17 protein-coding genes are annotated in these 18,320 nt (G+C 60.9%); 8 read left to right on the forward strand and 9 right to left on the reverse strand.

Annotation, left to right across the window (positions count from 1 at the left end; translation table 11 throughout):
• Window positions 1-79: 79 nt before the first annotated feature.
• Complete coding sequence (locus HX869_RS02330; RefSeq protein ID WP_003213967.1) at window positions 80-487, reverse strand: flagellar basal body-associated protein FliL; 408 nt, start codon at window positions 485-487, stop codon at window positions 80-82.
• 149 nt (window positions 488-636) lie between these two features.
• On the opposite strand from HX869_RS02330, the gene HX869_RS02335 reads away from it, so the two are divergent.
• The 3 genes from HX869_RS02335 to glpT all read left to right on the forward strand — a co-directional run bounded on the left by HX869_RS02335 (window position 637) and on the right by glpT (window position 3,866).
• Window positions 637-1,614 carry an NADPH:quinone oxidoreductase family protein gene (locus HX869_RS02335; protein WP_003213968.1) on the forward strand — a complete coding sequence of 326 codons (978 nt, stop codon included), beginning with the start codon at window positions 637-639 and terminating at the stop codon, window positions 1,612-1,614.
• Between the two features lie 76 nt (window positions 1,615-1,690).
• Window positions 1,691-2,308, forward strand: coding sequence for a flagellar basal body-associated protein FliL (locus HX869_RS02340; protein ID WP_178902696.1), 618 nt, complete (start codon window positions 1,691-1,693; stop codon window positions 2,306-2,308).
• Window positions 2,309-2,528: 220 nt separating this feature from the next.
• Window positions 2,529-3,866: a glycerol-3-phosphate transporter gene (glpT, locus tag HX869_RS02345; RefSeq protein ID WP_003213972.1), complete on the forward strand. Its 1,338-nt coding sequence runs from the start codon at window positions 2,529-2,531 to the stop codon at window positions 3,864-3,866.
• Here glpT and HX869_RS02350 read toward each other — a convergent pair.
• Together HX869_RS02350 and HX869_RS02355 are read right to left on the reverse strand one after the other, a co-directional pair.
• Window positions 3,863-4,516: a gamma-glutamylcyclotransferase gene (locus tag HX869_RS02350; RefSeq protein WP_003213974.1), complete on the reverse strand. Its 654-nt coding sequence runs from the start codon at window positions 4,514-4,516 to the stop codon at window positions 3,863-3,865. The two genes, glpT and HX869_RS02350, sit on opposite strands and share 4 nt — an antisense overlap.
• A 40-nt stretch (window positions 4,517-4,556) precedes the next feature.
• Window positions 4,557-6,950, reverse strand: coding sequence for a TonB-dependent siderophore receptor (locus tag HX869_RS02355; protein WP_003213976.1), 2,394 nt, complete (start codon window positions 6,948-6,950; stop codon window positions 4,557-4,559).
• Window positions 6,951-7,279: 329 nt separating this feature from the next.
• Between HX869_RS02355 and HX869_RS02360 the strand changes: the two genes are divergently transcribed.
• Window positions 7,280-7,756, forward strand: coding sequence for a sn-glycerol-3-phosphate transporter (locus HX869_RS02360; RefSeq protein WP_178902697.1), 477 nt, complete (start codon window positions 7,280-7,282; stop codon window positions 7,754-7,756).
• Between the two features lie 150 nt (window positions 7,757-7,906).
• On the opposite strand, the gene HX869_RS02365 is transcribed toward HX869_RS02360, so the two are convergent.
• The 6 genes from HX869_RS02365 to HX869_RS02390 all read right to left on the reverse strand — a co-directional run bounded on the left by HX869_RS02365 (window position 7,907) and on the right by HX869_RS02390 (window position 15,213).
• Complete coding sequence (locus HX869_RS02365) at window positions 7,907-8,875, reverse strand: CDP-6-deoxy-delta-3,4-glucoseen reductase (protein WP_003213981.1); 969 nt, start codon at window positions 8,873-8,875, stop codon at window positions 7,907-7,909.
• Window positions 8,875-10,341, reverse strand: a complete 1,467-nt coding sequence (gene ubiD / locus HX869_RS02370) for a 4-hydroxy-3-polyprenylbenzoate decarboxylase (protein WP_008438879.1) — start codon at window positions 10,339-10,341, stop codon at window positions 8,875-8,877. The genes HX869_RS02365 and ubiD overlap by 1 nt, the downstream gene beginning before the upstream one ends.
• 89 nt (window positions 10,342-10,430) lie before the next feature.
• Window positions 10,431-12,416: an acyltransferase family protein gene (locus tag HX869_RS02375; protein WP_177035325.1), complete on the reverse strand. Its 1,986-nt coding sequence runs from the start codon at window positions 12,414-12,416 to the stop codon at window positions 10,431-10,433.
• A gap of 156 nt (window positions 12,417-12,572) precedes the next feature.
• A complete protein-coding gene (gene rho / locus HX869_RS02380; protein WP_008438874.1) occupies window positions 12,573-13,832 on the reverse strand; it encodes a transcription termination factor Rho in 1,260 nt (419 codons plus the stop codon).
• A gap of 234 nt (window positions 13,833-14,066) precedes the next feature.
• Window positions 14,067-14,396 (reverse strand): thioredoxin TrxA, encoded by a 330-nt coding sequence (trxA, locus tag HX869_RS02385; protein ID WP_003213989.1) that lies wholly within the window; start codon window positions 14,394-14,396, stop codon window positions 14,067-14,069.
• A gap of 121 nt (window positions 14,397-14,517) precedes the next feature.
• Window positions 14,518-15,213: a FadR/GntR family transcriptional regulator gene (locus HX869_RS02390; protein WP_178902698.1), complete on the reverse strand. Its 696-nt coding sequence runs from the start codon at window positions 15,211-15,213 to the stop codon at window positions 14,518-14,520.
• Window positions 15,214-15,468: 255 nt separating this feature from the next.
• Here HX869_RS02390 and HX869_RS02395 point away from each other — a divergent pair, with 255 nt between their 5' ends.
• The 4 genes from HX869_RS02395 to HX869_RS02410 are packed head-to-tail and all read left to right on the forward strand — an operon-like array spanning window position 15,469 to window position 18,316.
• A complete protein-coding gene (locus HX869_RS02395) occupies window positions 15,469-16,254 on the forward strand; it encodes a transporter substrate-binding domain-containing protein (RefSeq protein WP_003213993.1) in 786 nt (261 codons plus the stop codon).
• 22 nt (window positions 16,255-16,276) lie between these two features.
• Window positions 16,277-16,945: an amino acid ABC transporter permease gene (locus HX869_RS02400; RefSeq protein WP_003213995.1), complete on the forward strand. Its 669-nt coding sequence runs from the start codon at window positions 16,277-16,279 to the stop codon at window positions 16,943-16,945.
• Window positions 16,942-17,592 carry an amino acid ABC transporter permease gene (locus HX869_RS02405; RefSeq protein WP_003213996.1) on the forward strand — a complete coding sequence of 217 codons (651 nt, stop codon included), beginning with the start codon at window positions 16,942-16,944 and terminating at the stop codon, window positions 17,590-17,592. The genes HX869_RS02400 and HX869_RS02405 overlap by 4 nt, the downstream gene beginning before the upstream one ends.
• A complete protein-coding gene (locus tag HX869_RS02410) occupies window positions 17,579-18,316 on the forward strand; it encodes an amino acid ABC transporter ATP-binding protein (protein WP_003213999.1) in 738 nt (245 codons plus the stop codon). Before HX869_RS02405 ends, HX869_RS02410 begins: the two co-directional genes overlap by 14 nt.
• The last annotated feature ends 4 nt before the right edge of the window (window positions 18,317-18,320 follow it).

Consider the following 18,320-nt stretch of genomic DNA (forward strand, 5'->3'; position numbering starts at 1 on the left):
ACATTCAACCGCATTCTCATGTTAGAACTCGGTCAAGTGTGGGAGCGGGCTTGCTCGCGAAGAGCGCGAAGCGACCGGCTTACTGGATGATCAGGTTGTTGAACAACAGATCCTCAACCTGCGGCTTGCCGGTTTCGTCGTTCATCACTTGCTGGGTCTGCTTCAGGGCTTCCTGGCGCAGTTTTTCCTTCCCATCAACGCTGCTCATGGTGTCGTTAGTCTGCTGGGTAAACAGCGCCACCAACTGGTTGCGAATCAGCGCGTCGTTGGCTTTCACGGCAGCGGCTGCCTCGGGACCGGTGACCCGCAGGGCGATATCCGCCTTGAACACCCGCAGCTTCGCGGTGCCATCAAGGCCGTAGTTACCGACAAACGGCGGGCTCAGGCTGATATAGCTGACCTTCGGCGCTTCGCCTTCTTTGGCTTCTTCGGCCAGGGCTGCCGTCGGCAGTGTCAGGGCCAGCATCAACAGGATCCACGCTTTCACAGTTCATTCCTCAATTCGGTTGCCCAGTAGCATAACGCTAGCAGCCCTGAGCACAAGCTTATGGCGACTTATCAGGCCGGGGCATGCTCGTTGACCCGTCGCCCTGCCCACCTACACTTATCGGCCAACACGCCAAAAGGAATAGTCCGATGAAAGCTGTGCTGTGCAAAGCCTTCGGCCCCGCCGAAAACCTGGTGCTGGAAGACGTCGAAAGCCCGGCGATCAAGAAGAACGAAATCCTGTTGGACGTGCATGCGGCCGGGGTCAATTTCCCGGACACCCTGATCATCGAGGGCAAGTACCAGTTCAAGCCGCCCTTCCCGTTTTCGCCGGGCGGTGAAGCGGCAGGCGTGATCAGCCAAGTCGGTGAGAACGTCAGCCACCTGAAGGTCGGTGACCGGGTGATGGCCCTGACCGGCTGGGGCAGCTTCGCCGAGCAGGTTGCGGTGCCGGGCTACAACGTGCTGCCGATCCCGCCGAGCATGGACTTCAACACCGCCGCCGCCTTCAGCATGACCTACGGCACGTCGATGCACGCCCTGAAGCAACGGGCCAACCTGCAACCCGGGGAAACCCTGCTGGTGCTCGGTGCCTCCGGCGGCGTCGGCCTGGCTGCGGTGGAAATCGGCAAGGCCATGGGCGCCCGGGTGATCGCCGCGGCCAGCAGCGCCGACAAGCTGGCGGTGGCCAAGGCTGCCGGTGCCGATGAGTTGATCAACTACAGCGAAGCCAGCCTCAAGGACGAGATCAAACGCCTTACCGGCGGCAACGGCGTGGACGTGATCTACGATCCGGTGGGCGGCGACCTGTTTGACCAGGCCATTCGCGGCATCGCCTGGAATGGCCGGCTGCTGGTGGTGGGCTTTGCCAGCGGGCGCATTCCCGAGCTGCCGGTGAACCTGGCGCTGCTCAAGGGCGCGGCGGTGGTCGGGGTGTTCTGGGGGTCGTTCGCCCAGCGCCAGCCGCAGGACAATGCCGCCAACTTCCAGCAACTGTTCGGCTGGTTCGCCGAGGGCAAGTTGAAGCCGCTGGTGTCCCAGGTGTACCCGCTGGAGCAGGCGGCGCAGGCGATCAACGACCTCGGCCAGCGCAAGGCTGTGGGCAAGGTCGTGGTGCAGCTACGCTGACTATTGTTTCATTTTGTCCGCGGAGTGCCTGGGCCCATGATCGGCCGAGGCACTCACTCACTGGCAGGAATGAATAATGGTCACACCGCTGCGCGCGCTGTTTCTGGGGTTGTTGATGATGGTGTCGGCTCACGCCTTTGCCCATAAAGAGGGCAAGGATGTACGCGGGCTGAACAACGTGACGGTGCTGATCGTGCGCCATGCGGAAAAACCCGATGAAGGTCCGTTGCTGAGCCCCAAGGGCGAACAGCGGGCGGCGGCCTACGCCAGCTATTTCGACCCGCTGCTGTTGAACGGCATCTCCGTGGTGCCCCAGCGGCTGATCGCTACCAGCGACAGCAAGGAAAGCTCTCGCCCGCGCCTGACCCTGACACCCCTGGCCCGGCGCCTGCAGCTCCCGCTTGAAACACCCTACTCAGACGATCAAGTCGGCAAGCTGGTGAAGTCCCTGCGCAAGTCCAACCAGGCGCAGACCGTGTTGATCGCCTGGCATCACGGGCATATCGACAAGTTGATCGAGGCCTTCGGCGGTGACGGCGCGGCGCTGACCGGCATGAAGAAATGGCCGGAAAATGTGTATGACTGGCTGATCGTGTTGCGCTTCGACGACCAGGGTCAACTGGTGGAATCCCGCAGCCAGAAGATCCAGGAACACCTGCTTCCAGGTGATATCGCAGCCGCCAACGGCAACTGAACCGAATCACTGCCTGTGGTGAGGGAGCTTGCTCCCTCACCACAGCTTCTTGGCATTCCCGCCTGAAAACGCCCCTCACTTGCCTCTAAGCGACATGTTCGTAAAAGAACATGCAATTGCACTCAATTCCTATGCCCGCAGATAAGAGGCGGTGCTATTTTCGGTAACGAAACTGTAACATTCGCATCCGCAGTCAAAACAAGAAATCTGGAGCTCTTGAATGTTTGCTTTCTTCCGTCCTGCCGCACATCAGGCGCCCCTGCCTGAAGAAAAAATAGACAGCACGTACCGACGCCTGCGCTGGCAGATCTTCGCCGGTATTTTCTTCGGTTACGCCGGGTACTACCTGCTGCGCAAGAACTTCTCCCTGGCCATGCCGTACCTGATCGACGAGGGTTACACCCGTGGCCAGTTGGGCCTGGCAATGTCGGCGATCGCAATTGCCTACGGCCTGTCCAAGTTCCTCATGGGCCTGGTGTCCGACCGCTCCAACCCACGCTACTTCCTGCCCTTCGGCCTGTTGGTGTCCGCCGGGGTGATGTTCATTTTCGGTTTCGCACCTTGGGCTACCTCCAGCGTGACCATGATGTTCATTCTGCTGTTCATCAACGGCTGGGCCCAGGGCATGGGCTGGCCGCCAAGTGGGCGGACCATGGTGCACTGGTGGTCGCAGAAGGAACGTGGCGGTGTGGTTTCCGTATGGAACGTGGCGCATAACGTCGGCGGCGGCTTGATCGGCCCGCTGTTCCTGCTGGGCATGGCCTGGTTCAACGACTGGCACGCGGCGTTCTACGTCCCGGCTACCGTGGCCCTGCTGGTGGCGGCGTTTGCCTTCATCACCATGCGCGACACCCCGCAATCGGTGGGCCTGCCGCCCATCGAGCAATACAAGAACGATTACCCGGAAGGCTACGACGCCAGCCACGAGGACGAATTCAGCGCCAAGGAAATCTTCGTCAAGTACGTGCTGCGCAACAAAATGCTCTGGTACATCGCCTTCGCCAACGTCTTCGTCTACCTGCTGCGCTACGGCGTGCTGGACTGGGCACCGACGTACCTCAAGGAAGCCAAGCACTTCGACGTGGATAAAACCTCGTGGGCGTACTTCTTCTACGAGTGGGCGGGCATTCCGGGCACGCTGCTGTGCGGCTGGATGTCGGACAAGATCTTCCGTGGCAACCGTGGCCTGACCGGCATTGTGTTCATGGGCCTGGTCACCGTGGCGACCCTGGTTTACTGGCTCAACCCGCCGGGCAACCCGATGATCGACATGATCGCGCTGTTCTCCATCGGCTTCCTGATCTACGGCCCGGTGATGCTGATCGGCCTGCAGGCGCTGGAACTGGCACCGAAAAAAGCCGCCGGTACCGCAGCGGGCTTCACGGGCCTGTTCGGTTACCTGGGTGGTTCAGTGGCAGCGAGTGCGGCCATGGGCTACACCGTTGACCATTTCGGCTGGGACGGTGGTTTCGTATTGCTGATCGGCGCGTGCCTGCTGGCCATCGCGTTCCTGATCCCCACCTTGTGGCACACCAATAGCGTCAGTGCCGCACGTTAATCGTCGGAACAGCCTTTGGAACACCGCTTGAGCCGCGCCTCCAGATTCTTGTCTGGCATGGCGTGGCTACGCAGGGCGTTGACGGTCTGCTCGACATAATCGCGCGTAGTGCCGTAACGCCCGCAAGCGCTTTGCAACACGTGATTCAGCACGATGTCGGGCAAATTGCCGGCATAACTGGGCAGGTGCCGCTCCAGGACAAAACCCAATGCCTGCACCTGGCTGCCATCTTCCAGACGACAGCTGAGCCAGTGCGGCCGGTACGAGGGATACGGCATCTCGCGCTGCCACAGGGCATACAGCGAGGCCTCCAGTTGATCTTCCGGCAAGCGGTAGGCAAACCCGCTGCACGAGCCGCCGCGATCCAGGCCAAACACCAACCCCGGTATTTCCGGCGTGCCCCGGTGCTCATGGGACCACAGGTACAAGCCCCGGTGATAACCGTGGACCCGCGCCCGCATCCGCTGTGTCGACGAACATTCAGGCCGCCAGATCAGCGAACCGTAAGCGAATAGCCAGACCGGCCCACCCTTGTGCAGCGCCATGGTGGCTTGCATCGAGCTCATCAACTGTTCGTGAGTGAGTTGCGGCCCCAGATCGAGCCGCGGAGGGTAAGCCAATTGCAAAAGATCAGATTCAATGGCGGTCATGGCAGATCGCTTAGGTCTCCTTTGTTGTTACGAGAAGCTGTTACCAGTTGTAAGCAACTTTACCGTAATAGAACGCGCCGCTGTAACCGTACGGCGAAAAAGTGCTATAGGCCAAATTGCCACCACTGCTGGCGTAGGCATTGAGTTTTTCCGGGTATTTGTCGGTGACGTTGTCGCCGCCAACGGTGAAGGTCCAGTTTTTCAGCTTGTAGTCGGCTGACAGATCCAACAGCCAGGCGGCCTTGAAGCGCTGGTCGTTGGTCGGGTCGGCCTGGTAGCTGGTGAATGAACCATAGCGCACCAAATTACTGTGCAGCGCCCAGTTGCCGAAACTCAGGTCGTTGCCCAGGCTCAGCTTGTGCTGTGGCGTGGTATCGCCCAGCAGGCCGATGCGCTCGCGACGGTCCACCCGAACCAGGCTCGCGCCCAGGCTATCCAGCACGGACGGGTTGGCTTTTACGTCGGTGACCTTGGTGTGGTTGTAGTTGTAGCCCACGGTGCTGTTCCAGCGCACACCGTTGTCCAGTTGGTAGCGATAGTTGGCCACCAGGTCGACGCCATTGGTGGTGGTGTCGGTGGCGTTGGTGAAGTAGCGCACGGTGGTGTAGTTGATGTTGCCGACGCCATTGGCCTGCAGATACGCGAGCGCAGCCGGGTTCTTGCTCAGGTCCAGGTTGGAGGACAGGCTGATGCGGTCGCTGATGTCGATACGGTAGACATCGGCGGTCACGGTCAGGTTGTCGGTCGGCTCCAGCACCAGGCCGAGACTGTAGTTGCGGGACTTCTCGGCTTTCAGGTCTTCAGCGCCGAGCAGGCGCGCCACCTGGCTGTTGGCCGGGAAGGTGCCGGCTTCCTGGATGGTGTTGCCGATCAGTTGCGACGAGGTGTAGGCGAAGTTTTGCTGTGCCAGGGACGGCGCACGGAAACCGTTGGATACACTGCCGCGCAAGGCCACTTGCGGGGTGAAGTCGTAGCGCGCCGAGAGCGAGCCGCTGACGTTGGAGCCAAAATCACTGTAGTCCTCGTGACGCACGGCGGCGGAGGCACTGAGTTTTTCGGTGAAGTTGGTTTCCAGGTCCAGGTACTGCGCCCAGTTGTGGCGCGTGCTGGTGCCGGCGTCGGAATCACGGAAGCCGCCCAGGCCCGAGCTGCCGGTCTGGTAGTAGGACGCCGGGTCGCCCGCCTTGATCTGGTAACCCTGGTCCAGGTATTCGCCGCCAAACGCCACCGACACTGGATACGGCAACCAGCCCAGGCTGAATTCCCGCGACAGGTCCAGGCTGAGTTGCTTCTGGTCATTGACCAACGTGCCATTGTCGAACTTGCGCGGCGTGGCCAGGCCCAGCGAGGTGTTGATGGTTTCGGTACCGATCTGGTACTGGTTCTTGCCGTAGTTGACCGACACATCGTAGTGCCAGTCATAGGCCAACAACCCGCGCAGGCCGACCGCCAGGGACGTGTCTTCCACGTCACCGCGAATCAACGGCAGGTAACCATTGGGGTTGAGCGCAGGAATGTTGTTGCTCGCGTTGCTGGCCCGGTAGAACGCCGCCGTCTCGCCGCGGGTCTTGCTGTAGCCGCCAAACGCATAGAACTCGGCCGCATCGCTGAAGGAATATTCCGAGTTGAGAAACAGCTTGCCCTGGTCAGTGGCCGGCTCGCCCTGGCGGAACACCCGCTGGCCGTAGGTCGTCGAACCAACGCTGCCCGGACGCAGGTCCTTGCCGGCGCGGTTGGTGTAATCGTTGTCGGCGCCTTCGGCAGAGATGTTGATAAACCCGTTATCGCCCAGCGCCACACCGGTGTTGCCGCTGAGGTTGCGCTGGATACCGTCGCCCTTCTTGTACTCACCAAACTTGCTGGTGATCGAGCCGCCGTGGTCGTCATGCTTGAGGATCACGTTGATCACCCCGGCAATCGCATCGGAGCCGTAGCGGGCCGATGCGCCGTCACGCAGCACCTCGATATGGTCGACCGCCGACAACGGGATCGCATTCAAATCCGCCGGCGCCGAGCCACGCCCAACCGCACCGCCGAGATTGACGAAGGCACTGGTGTGGCGGCGCTTGCCGTTGACCAGCACCAACACCTGGTCCGGTGACAGGCCACGCAGCTGCGCCGGGCGCACCAGTTCGGCACCGTCTACCAGGCTCGGGCGTGGAAAGTTGATGGAAGGAATCAATCGGGCCAACACCGCGCCCAACTCATCAGAGCCGGTGCTGCGCAAGGTGTCGCCGGAAATCACATCGATAGGTGACAGCGAGGCACTGGCGGTGCGCTCTTGGGCGCGGGTGCCGGTGACAATGACTGTATCGAGTTTGGGTACATCGGCAGTGGCCGTTTCGGCGGATGCCACTGGACTGAATCCCACAGCGGTCAGCAAATTAGCCGACAAAATCGCCGTGTACAGCAGGTGCTGCTTGTTGCTCCCCATACCGCTCCCCTTGGAATCAAAAGCCAGAACGTCAATGCTCTGAGCTCGTACGATCGATCCGTGTGGCGGACGGTGGCGGTCATTTATTGGTTATTGGCAGAAAGTCGGTAGTCCGTTGGCATATAGCTTAATGATATTTATGTAACAAATTAAATACCTTTAAAGAATAAGCGAATGCATAAGCCCAGGCCGCTCCGCTCATCAGGATTGGCTGCCTCAATCCCTGTAGTTTCAGCGCAGGTTCAGCCTGGGGGCACGCTGAGCCTTCAAAATAGGCGTCTGTCACGACCCACCTGGCCGCCAACCGAATCGACTACCGAGGTCACTCCATGAAATACCGACTGCCCAGCCTGTTGTTCCTGGCACAGGCCACCACCGCCCTGGCGGCGGAAGTGCCGACCCAGGACGAAAAAGGCTTCTGGTATACCCAGACGAGCGTCTACACCCGGCATTTTGCGCCGGACAAGGACCACAACAACAACCAGGACCTGATCGGCCTGGAGCGCAATGAAGCGTCAGGCCTGGTGTATGGCGGGGCGACGTTTCGCAACTCGTTCAGCCAGCGTTCGTACTACGCCTATGCCGGCAAACGCTACGACATGCCCGATTACCCGGTGTACTTGAAGCTGACAGGGGGTGTGATCCAGGGCTATCGCGGCAAGTACCGCGACAAGATTCCGCTGAATGGACTGGGGGTAGCGCCGGCGATCATCCCCTCGGTGGGCACCCACTACGGGCCGGTCGCCGCCGAGCTGGTGTTGCTCGGGTTCAATGCGGCGATGGTGACCACGGGCGTTCGTTTCTGATCGAGCCGCTGAAGGGCTTCTGTGGCGAGGGAGCTTGCTCCCGCTGGGTCGCGAAGCGGCCCTGAAGTTCATGCGATCTTAAAGATAGAACCCAGCGACTGTTTCGGGGCCGCTGCGCAGCCCAGCGGGAGCAAGCTCCCTCGCCACACGTTACGGGCGGGGTGCGTAGGCAAATACGTCAGCACGCATCTGGTGTGCATCCATGCCGGCCTCGACCAGCGCATCCAGGGTGCCGTAGATCATCGCCGGTGAACCGCTGGCGTAGACATGCACGGCCTTGAGGTCGCTGATGTCTTCGCACACCGCTTCATGCAACAGCCCGCAGCGCCCTTCCCAGCCACACAGGTCGCTGACCACTTTGTGCAGGAACAGGTTGGGCAGTTGCAGCCACTGGTCCCAGTGCTCGATGTCGTAGAAGTCTTCCGGTCGACGTACACCCCAATACAGATGCACCGGGTGCTTGAAGCCACTGGCGCGACAGTGTTCGATCAGGCTATGCATCTGGGCCATGCCGGTGCCGGCGGCGATCAGCACCAGCGGCCCGTCGGGCAGTTCCGCCAGGTGGGTGTCGCCAAACGGCATTTCGATGCGGGCCATCTGGTTGCGCTGCAACTGCTCCAGCAGGCTGCGGGCGCTGTCTTCCCGGGCCAGCACGTGCAATTCCAGCTCGCGCCCGGCGTGGGGCGCCGAGGCCAGGGAGAATGCCGACTTCTCGCCGTTTTCCCGCTCGATCATCAGGTATTGCCCGGCGTGGTAGCGTACCGCCTTGCCGGCCGGAGCCCGCAGGCGCACGCGCCAGACGTCACCGCCCACTTCAACGCATTCACTCAGTTGGCAAGACAGTTTGCGCACCGGCAATTCTCCCGGCGCCAGCACGCCATCCCACAACACAATGCAATCTTCCAGCGGTTCGGCAATGCAGGTATAGAACTCGCCATGGTCACGCACCTCACCGGCTTGCTGCACCCGGCCTTCCACCAGCAGCGCCGCGCACACGTGGCACACGCCATTGCGGCAGGCCTGGGGGCAATCGTAGCCCAGGCGGCGCGCGCCCTCGAGGATCCGCTCGCCGGGCGTCAGTTCAAGTACCGCACCGGAAGGCTGCAGGGTTACACGCATCAATCTATTCCTAATTCTTTCCAGAGCGCATCGACACGGGCAGTGACCGCTTCGTCCTTGACGATCACGCGGCCCCATTCGCGGGTGGTTTCACCCGGCCATTTATGGGTGGCGTCCAGGCCCATTTTCGAGCCGAGGCCCGATACCGGGGAAGCAAAGTCGAGGTAGTCGATCGGCGTGTTGTCGATCATCACCGTGTCGCGCTTGGGGTCCATACGCGTGGTGATGGCCCAGATCACGTCGTTCCAGTCCCGGGCGTTGATGTCGTCGTCGGTGACAATAACGAACTTGGTGTACATGAACTGTCGCAAAAACGACCACACACCCAGCATTACCCGCTTGGCGTGGCCGGGGTACGACTTCTTCATCGTCACGATGGCCATGCGGTACGAGCAGCCTTCGGGCGGCAGGTAGAAGTCGGTGATTTCCGGAAACTGCTTTTGCAGGATCGGCACAAACACTTCGTTCAACGCCACGCCGAGGATCGCCGGCTCATCCGGCGGGCGGCCGGTGTAGGTGCTGTGGTAGATCGGCTTGATCCGGTGGGTGATGCGCTCGACGGTGAACACCGGGAAGCTGTCGACTTCGTTGTAGTAGCCGGTGTGGTCGCCGTAGGGGCCTTCATCGGCCATCTCGCCCGGGTGAATCACGCCTTCGAGGATGATTTCGGCGGTGGCCGGCACTTGCAGGTCGTTACCGCGGCATTTCACCAGCTCAGTGCGATTGCCGCGCAACAGGCCCGCGAAAGCGTACTCGGACAGGCTGTCGGGCACCGGCGTGACGGCGCCGAGGATGGTCGCCGGGTCGGCGCCCAGGGCCACGGAAACAGGGAATGGCTGGCCGGGGTGCTTTTCGCACCACTCACGGAAATCCAGGGCGCCGCCACGGTGGCTCAGCCAGCGCATGATGACCTTGTTGCGGCCGATCACTTGCTGACGGTAGATGCCGAGGTTCTGGCGGTCCTTGTTCGGGCCCTTGGTGACGGTCAGGCCCCAGGTGATCAGCGGGCCGACATCGCCAGGCCAGCAGGTCTGCACGGGGAGCATGCCGAGGTCGACATCCTCGCCTTCGATCACCACTTCCTGGCAAACCGCGTCTTTCACGACCTTGGGGGCCATGGCGATGATCTTGCGGAAGATGGGCAGCTTCGACCAGGCGTCCTTGAGCCCCTTGGGTGGCTCGGGCTCCTTGAGGAAGGCCAGCAGCTTGCCGATCTCGCGCAGTTCGCTGACCGACTCGGCGCCCATGCCAAACGCCACGCGGTCGGGGGTGCCGAACAGGTTGCCGAGCACCGGGATATCAAAGCCCACCGGGTTTTCGAACAGCAGCGCCGGGCCCTTGTTGCGCAAGGTGCGGTCGCAAATCTCAGTCATCTCCAGGACCGGGGAAATCGGCACCTGGATACGTTTCAACTCTCCGCGCTGCTCAAGTTGCTGCACGAAATCCCGAAGATCCTTGAATTTCATTAACCATGCCACCCGTAAAATAGGCGTACATCCTACCTGCTCTTACGGTCGCTGGCAGCTTATTGAGCAGCATTGCCGACGACACAGACTCAAAGAGCCGATGCCTGGGTTTCATCGCGCAAGGCTTTGAACAAGGGTTCAAGAAACGCCTCGACATACCGCGAACCAACCGCCGAGAGGTGATTGTCGTCGGTGTACAGCGACTGACCGTCCAGTTCCACCCGGCACCAGTCATTCGCACTGCATAACTTGGGCGCCGGATCCATTACCTTTACCCCGGGATCAGCCGCCGCCATGCGCTCGAATACGCTGCTGATATAGGCCTGGCGCTGGAGGTGCTCATCCAGGGGCATGCCTTCTTTGTCGGTGGGCCGGCCGAGCATCGCCAGGCGACTCAGGCGGTAAGGCGGACTGAATTCCTGCAGGGGGACTTCCTTGACCAGCCACACCCGATGGCCGCTGGCGCGCAATTGCTGCACAAGGGCGCCGAGACTTTCAGCGAAGCGCCGCTCGGCGAAGGCGCGGTCATAGGTTCCGGTCGCCGGGTCCAGCAACGAAGCCTCGGTATCACCATCGCGCTGCCCATAGACATACAGGCTCCAGCGCGCCACCAGCACCACGTCGCTAAAGGTTTCCTTGCCGAGCAGTTGCGTGACCTGCTGGTTAAAGGTCAAGCAGCCCGGAACGCTTTCCTTGCGATTAAACGGCAGGCAACCGGCATAACCTGCCTGCGTGACGCTGACACCGTACTTGCTGGCGCCGTCTCGCAACGCCGGAACCAGCGCCGTGGCATGGCTATCGCCCCAGACCAGCGCGCGCGTCGGCGCGGACTGAGGCCCGAAATGACAAAATCCATGGTGGCGATTTTTCCCACCATCCACCAGGCAGGCCATAAGGTCCGGGCTCCACTCGCGCGCCTGGGCAAATTGCAGCGCCTCGGGCGACAGGCGCCAAGGCAAGCCCTTCGTCATGACCAGGCCTTTGCCGAGCAGTCCCACCCCAAGCAGCGCGATACCCGCCGCCACCAGGATTTGCTTGCGCCCTGCCAACAGCCGACGTTCACGGAACGGCGCCTCGACAAACCGCCAGGACGCATAACCCAGCACCAGGCTCAACACAAACAGTGCACCAAGCTCCCACGGGCCCAGCCCGTCGACACTGGCGTACTTGCCAAACACGTACACCGGCCAGTGCCACAGGTACCAGGAGTAGGAGATCAGGCCAATCCCCACCAGCAAGCGGCTACCCAGCAGCTTGCTGGTCAGGGTAGTTTGCTGGCCGTTGGCCCAAATCAGGCAGACCACGCCCACCACCGGCAACAGCGCTGCGGCGCCGGGAAACGGCGTGCTCGGGTCATACGCGAAGACCGCCAGCAGGATCAGGCCGAGGCCGGCAAGGCTGACGGCCTGCGCCAACGCCGGGCTGGCGCGGTACTCGCGTACCGGCATTACCGCCAGCATTGCGCCCGCCAACAGCTCCCAGGCACGCATCTGCAGCAGGAAAAAGGCTCTTTCCGGAGCGTGGGCCACCGCCCATGTACTCATGCCGAATGACACCAGCAACAACACGAACAGCGCCGTGCGCCAATATTTGAGCCGGCTCGACAGCAGTGTCAGCAGGAGTGGGAAGAGGATGTAGAACTGTTCTTCAACCGACAATGACCAGGTATGCAGCAACGGTTTGATATCGGAGGCCACATCAAAGTAACCGTCCTGACGCATGAAAAACAGGTTGGAGATAAACACCACCTGGTTATGTATCGAGCGCCCCAACTCGCTGTAATCCTTGGGCGCCAGCAGGAACCAGCCCACCACCAGCGCGCCGAGCATCATCACGAACAGTGCCGGCAGGATACGCCGCGCTCGCCTGGCCCAGAAGCTGACAAAACTGAAACGGCCGGCCTCACGCTCGCGCCAGATGATCGAGGTGATCAAGTAGCCGGAGATCACGAAAAACACGTCGACGCCGACAAAGCCGCCGGTAAAGCCCGGTACACCAAAATGAAACAGCACAACAGCGAGCACAGCTATGGCACGCAGGCCGTCAATGTCCCTGCGATAAGCGAGAATGGTCATAAAATCTTGTAATTTGCCTGATCGGATGGACAGCGAGTGTAGTCACACACGCGAATTTGTTTCTAAACAGACACACACTAAAGCCAAAACTCCTTTTCCAGAAACAAAAAAAATGGCGCCCCATGGGGCGCCATCCTTTTTGACCGAAGCGTCGTGTTACTTACGCTTCATCGACAGGAAGAACTCGTCGTTGGTCTTGGTGGTTTTCAGCTTGTCGATCAGGAACTCGATGGCCGCAACTTCGTCCATCGGGTGCAGCAGCTTGCGCAGGATCCACATGCGCTGCAGTTCGTCATCGGCGGTCAGCAACTCTTCGCGGCGCGTGCCGGAACGGTTGATGTTGATGGCCGGGAACACCCGCTTCTCGGCGATACGACGGTCCAAAGGCAGTTCCATGTTGCCGGTACCTTTGAACTCTTCGTAGATCACTTCATCCATCTTCGAACCGGTTTCAACCAGTGCGGTGGCGATGATGGTCAGCGAGCCGCCTTCTTCGATGTTCCGCGCAGCGCCGAAGAAACGTTTCGGTTTCTCCAGGGCGTGGGCATCGACACCACCGGTGAGCACCTTGCCGGAGCTTGGGATCACGGTGTTGTAGGCACGGGCCAGACGGGTGATGGAGTCGAGCAGGATCACCACGTCTTTCTTGTGTTCGACCAGGCGCTTGGCCTTCTCGATCACCATTTCGGCAACCTGCACGTGGCGGGTTGGCGGCTCATCGAACGTCGAGGCAACCACTTCGCCGCGCACGGTGCGCTGCATTTCGGTTACTTCTTCCGGACGCTCATCGATCAGCAACACGATCAGGTGAACTTCAGGGTTATTACGGGCGATGTTCGCTGCGATGTTCTGCAGCATGATGGTCTTGCCGGCTTTCGGCGGGGCCACGATCAGGCCGCGCTGGCCTTTGCCGATCGGGGCACACAGGTCGATGACACGACCGGTCAAGTCTTCGGTGGAACCGTTGCCGGCTTCCATCTTCATGCGCACGGTCGGGAACAGCGGCGTCAGGTTCTCGAAGAGAATCTTGTTTTTCGCGTTCTCGGGACGATCGTAGTTGATCGTGTCGACCTTGAGCAGGGCGAAATAACGCTCGCCTTCCTTTGGAGGGCGGATCTTGCCAACGATGGTGTCACCGGTGCGCAAGTTGAAGCGACGGATCTGGCTCGGCGAGACGTAGATATCGTCTGGGCCGGCGAGATAGGAAGCGTCTGCAGAGCGGAGGAAGCCGAAGCCGTCCTGGAGAATCTCCAGCACGCCATCACCGGAGATTTCCTCGCCGCTTTTCGCGTGCTTTTTCAGCAGGGAGAAAATCACGTCCTGCTTGCGCGAACGGGCCATATTTTCTATGCCCATCTGTTCGGCCAATTCGAGCAGTTCGGTAATCGGCTTTTGCTTGAGTTCAGTCAGATTCATATAGGAATGACGTAATCATTTATGGAGGGGGGGAAATTAAGCTTTTGGCTTAATGAGGCCGCGCCGCAGAGAAGGCGACAGGATCGCGTACTAATCGAAAAGGAGAGCGTCGGCGACGGCTTGCAGGGGGCAGTGGAGAAACCAGTGCGGGGCCGAATGTACCACCTGAGTTTCAGAGCGTCTAGCCCTGTTTCACGAAAAAGCCCCGCAAATTGCGGGGCTTTTTGAGGACGCTTAGATATTGGCGTCGAGGAAAGCTTGCAGCTGGGACTTCGACAGCGCGCCGACCTTGGTGGCCTCGACGTTGCCGTTCTTGAACAGCATCAGGGTCGGGATACCACGCACGCCGTGCTTGGCCGGAGTTTCCTGGTTGTCATCGATGTTCAGCTTGGCAATGGTCAACTTGCCTTCGTAAGTGGTGGCAATGTCGTCCAGGACCGGAGCGATCATTTTGCAAGGACCGCACCACTCAGCCCAGTAGTCAACCAGCACCGGGCCCTGGGCCTTCAGTACTTCGGCCTCGAAGGTCGCGTCGGTGACGTGCTTGATAAGATCGTTGCTCATGGATGTCTCCGGGTTGTAAGCAAAAAAAACGTTGCCCATCATAGCCGCCCTTCCCGCGTTCAGGAAGCTGCAGCTGATTGACTCTTCCTATGATGGCGCATGAGTTTGGGTATAGCCCAACTCATGGGGTTACGGGAGTGATGAAGGCAATCCCTGTACGCAACGCCGCGTTACGCACATGTTCCTGCATGCTTTTCTGCGCCGCCCCGCTGGCGCGTCGGGCCAGGGCACGGAGGACCTTGCGGTGCTCCTGCCAGGTCTCCATGGCCCGCTCCGGCCGGATGAACGGTAGTTTCTGGCTCTCCAGGAACACCTCGGCACTGGCGCTGAGGATGCTCACCATCGCCTGATTGCCGCTGGCCAGCAGGATGCGCCGGTGGAATTCGAAGTCCAGCTGGGCGGCTGCCTCGAAATCACCGGCCTTCAGCTCCTTGCGCATCGCCTCGACGTTATCTTCCAGGATGTCCAACTCCCCGGTGGTCAGCGTCACCGCCGCCAGCCCCGCCGCAAAACCTTCCAGGGCGTAGCGCAGTTGAAAGATATCCAGCGGCGTCGCCTGTGCCGTAAACGGCCAGGCCAACCCCGGCAGCTCTTCGGCCGCTTGCACGAACACGCCTTTGCCCGGCTGCACACTTACCACGCCCAAGGCACTGAGGGACGACAAGGCTTCACGCAAAGAGGCCCGGCTCACGCCCAATTGCAGCGCCAGGTCGCGCTGGGAGGGCAACGCATCACCCGGCCCGAAGCCCTCGTCAGCGATCAATTTGCGGATGGCCTGTAGCGCCACTTCCGGTACGGCTTGGGCGATGGAATTCATAAGAAACTCAGGTTTCCAGTCAACTGAGCGGCTAGTTGTAAAGCTATTCGCAGCGCCCGGCAAGCCACGCCCCAAAGGGGCTCGCGCGGTTTTGACGGCGCTCGAAAAGGGTGCAGAAAACCCATTAACTGTTCAGACCAGTAAGACCGCCAAGACTCAACAGCCACCGGCTCTGGCGCGAAATACGGCGGTGCTGGCATGGGCTGTGCACTGGCAAAAACCGGAAAATCCTTTCGTCCTTTTCGGAGAGTCGCCATGACCAAGCGTTGCAGCGCCCTGCTCACTGCCCTGTTTGCCAGCCTGATGCTGAGCCAGGCGCCCGCCCAGGCCAACGGTCTGGACGATATCGTCGCCCGTGGCACCCTCAAGGTGGCCGTGCCCCAGGATTTCCCGCCGTTCGGCTCGGTCGGCCCGGACATGAAGCCCCGCGGCCTGGACATCGACACCGCAAAGCTTTTGGCCGACCAGCTCAAGGTCAAGCTTGAACTGACCCCGGTCAACAGCACCAACCGCATCCCGTTCCTCACCACCGGCAAGGTCGACCTGGTGATTTCCAGCCTGGGCAAGAACGCCGAGCGCGAGAAGGTCATCGACTTCTCCAAGGCCTACGCGCCCTTCTACCTCGCCGTATTCGGCCCTCCCGATGCGCCGATCAGCACCGTTGACGACCTCAAGGGCAAAACCATCAGCGTGACCCGTGGCGCCATCGAAGACATCGAGCTGACCGCCGTGGCGCCTAAAGAGGCGACGATCAAGCGCTTTGAAGACAACAACTCGACCATCGCCGCCTACCTCGCCGGCCAGGTGGACCTGATCGCCAGCGGCAACGTGGTGATGGTGGCCATCAGCGAACGCAACCCCAAGCGCGTGCCGGCACTGAAAGTGAAGCTCAAGGACTCGCCGGTGTACGTGGGCGTGAACAAGAACGAGCCGGCGCTGCTGGACAAGGTGAACCAGATCCTGGTCGCGGCCAAGGCCGACGGCAGCCTGGAAAAGAATGCATTGCAGTGGCTCAAAGAGCCGCTGCCGGCTGATCTCTGAGCGCGGTAACGAGGGTTAGCCTATGGCCTATCAATTCGACTTTGTGCCGGTCCTGGCCAATACCGATCTGTTGCTGCGCGGCGCGCTGTTCACACTTGAACTGACCGCCATCGGTGCAGTACTGGGCGTGGCGCTGGGAATCGTCGGCGCCGTGGTGCGGGCGTGGAAGATCCAGCCGTTCAGTTGGATCTTCGGCGTGTACGTCGAGTTGATCCGCAACACGCCGTTCCTGGTGCAGTTGTTTTTCATCTTCTTCGGCCTGCCGTCCCTCGGCCTGAAAATCACCGAATGGCAGGCGGCAGTGCTGGCGATGGTGATCAACCTGGGGGCGTACTCCACCGAGATCATCCGCGCCGGGATCCAGGCGATCCCCCGCGGGCAACTGGAAGCGGCGGCCGCGCTGGCGATGACACGTTTCGAGGCGTTCCGCCATGTGGTGTTGCTGCCCGCGCTGGGCAAGGTCTGGCCGGCCCTGAGCAGCCAGATCATCATCGTGATGCTCGGCTCGGCGGTCTGCTCGCAGATCGCCACCGAGGAACTGAGCTTTGCCGCCAATTTTATCCAGTCGCGCAACTTCCGCGCCTTTGAAACCTATGCGCTGACAACCCTGGTCTACCTGTGCATGGCGTTGATGATCCGCCAATTGCTGAACTGGATCGGCCGGCGCTATGTCATGAGGAACGCCCGATGAGTGATTTTTCGTTCTGGGACATCGTGCGCAACCTGCTCACCGGTTTGCAGTGGACCTTGCTGCTGTCGCTGGTGGCGTTCATCGGCGGCGGCGTGATCGGTTTGCTGGTGATGACTATGCGCATCAGCACCAAGGCGTTCCCGCGCAATGTCGCCCGCACCTATATCGAGCTGTTCCAGGGCACGCCGCTGTTGATGCAACTGTTCCTAGTGTTCTTCGGCATCGCCTTGCTCGGCGTGGACATTTCGCCCTGGCTGGCGGCGGCGATTGCCTTGACCCTGTTCACCAGCGCCTACCTGGCCGAAATCTGGCGTGGCTGCGTCGACTCCATCGCCCACGGCCAATGGGAGGCGTCCGCGAGCCTGGCCCTGAACCCGCTGGAGCAATTGCGCTATGTGATCCTGCCCCAGGCCCTGCGCATTGCCGTGGCGCCAACCGTGGGTTTCTCGGTGCAAGTGGTCAAGGGCACCGCCGTGACCTCGATCATCGGCTTCACCGAGCTGACCAAGACCGGCGGCATGCTCGCCAACGCTACCTTCGAACCCTTCATGGTCTATGGCCTGGTGGCGCTGGGTTACTTCCTGCTCTGCTACCCCTTGTCCCTCAGTGCGCGCTACCTGGAAAGGAGACTGCATGCCTCTGCTTAGAATTTCCGCCCTGCATAAGTATTACGGCGATCACCACGTACTCAAGGGCATCGACCTGAGTGTCGAAGAAGGCCAGGTGGTGGCGATCATCGGTCGCAGCGGCTCGGGCAAATCCACCCTGCTGCGCACCCTCAATGGCCTGGAGTCGATCAATGACGGCGTGATCGAGGTCGACGGCGAATACCTCGACGCCGCCCGCGCCGACCTGCGCACCCTGCGGCAGAAAGTCGGCATGGTGTTCCAGCAGTTCAACCTGTTCCCACACCTGACGGTGGGCGAAAACGTCATGCTTGCGCCGCAAGTGGTGCAGAAAGTGCCGAAAGCCAAGGCCGCACAATTGGCGCGACAAATGCTCGAGCGCGTTGGGCTGGGGGAGAAGTTCGACGCGTTCCCCGATCGTTTGTCCGGCGGCCAGCAGCAGCGGGTAGCAATCGCCCGGGCTCTGGCGATGTCGCCCAAAGTGCTGCTGTGCGATGAAATCACCTCGGCCCTGGACCCGGAGCTGGTCAACGAAGTGCTCAGCGTAGTGCGCCAACTGGCCAAGGATGGCATGACACTGATCATGGTCACCCATGAGATGCGTTTTGCCCGGGAAGTGGGTGACAAGCTGGTGTTCATGCACCAGGGCAAGGTGCATGAAGTGGGCGACCCGAAAATCCTGTTTGCCAATCCGCAGACCGCCGAGCTGGCCAACTTCATTGGTTCGGTGGAGCGCACGGACTGAGGCA

The sequence above is a fragment of the Pseudomonas sp. P7779 genome (genome assembly GCF_013386315.1).
Taxonomy (GTDB): domain Bacteria; phylum Pseudomonadota; class Gammaproteobacteria; order Pseudomonadales; family Pseudomonadaceae; genus Aquipseudomonas.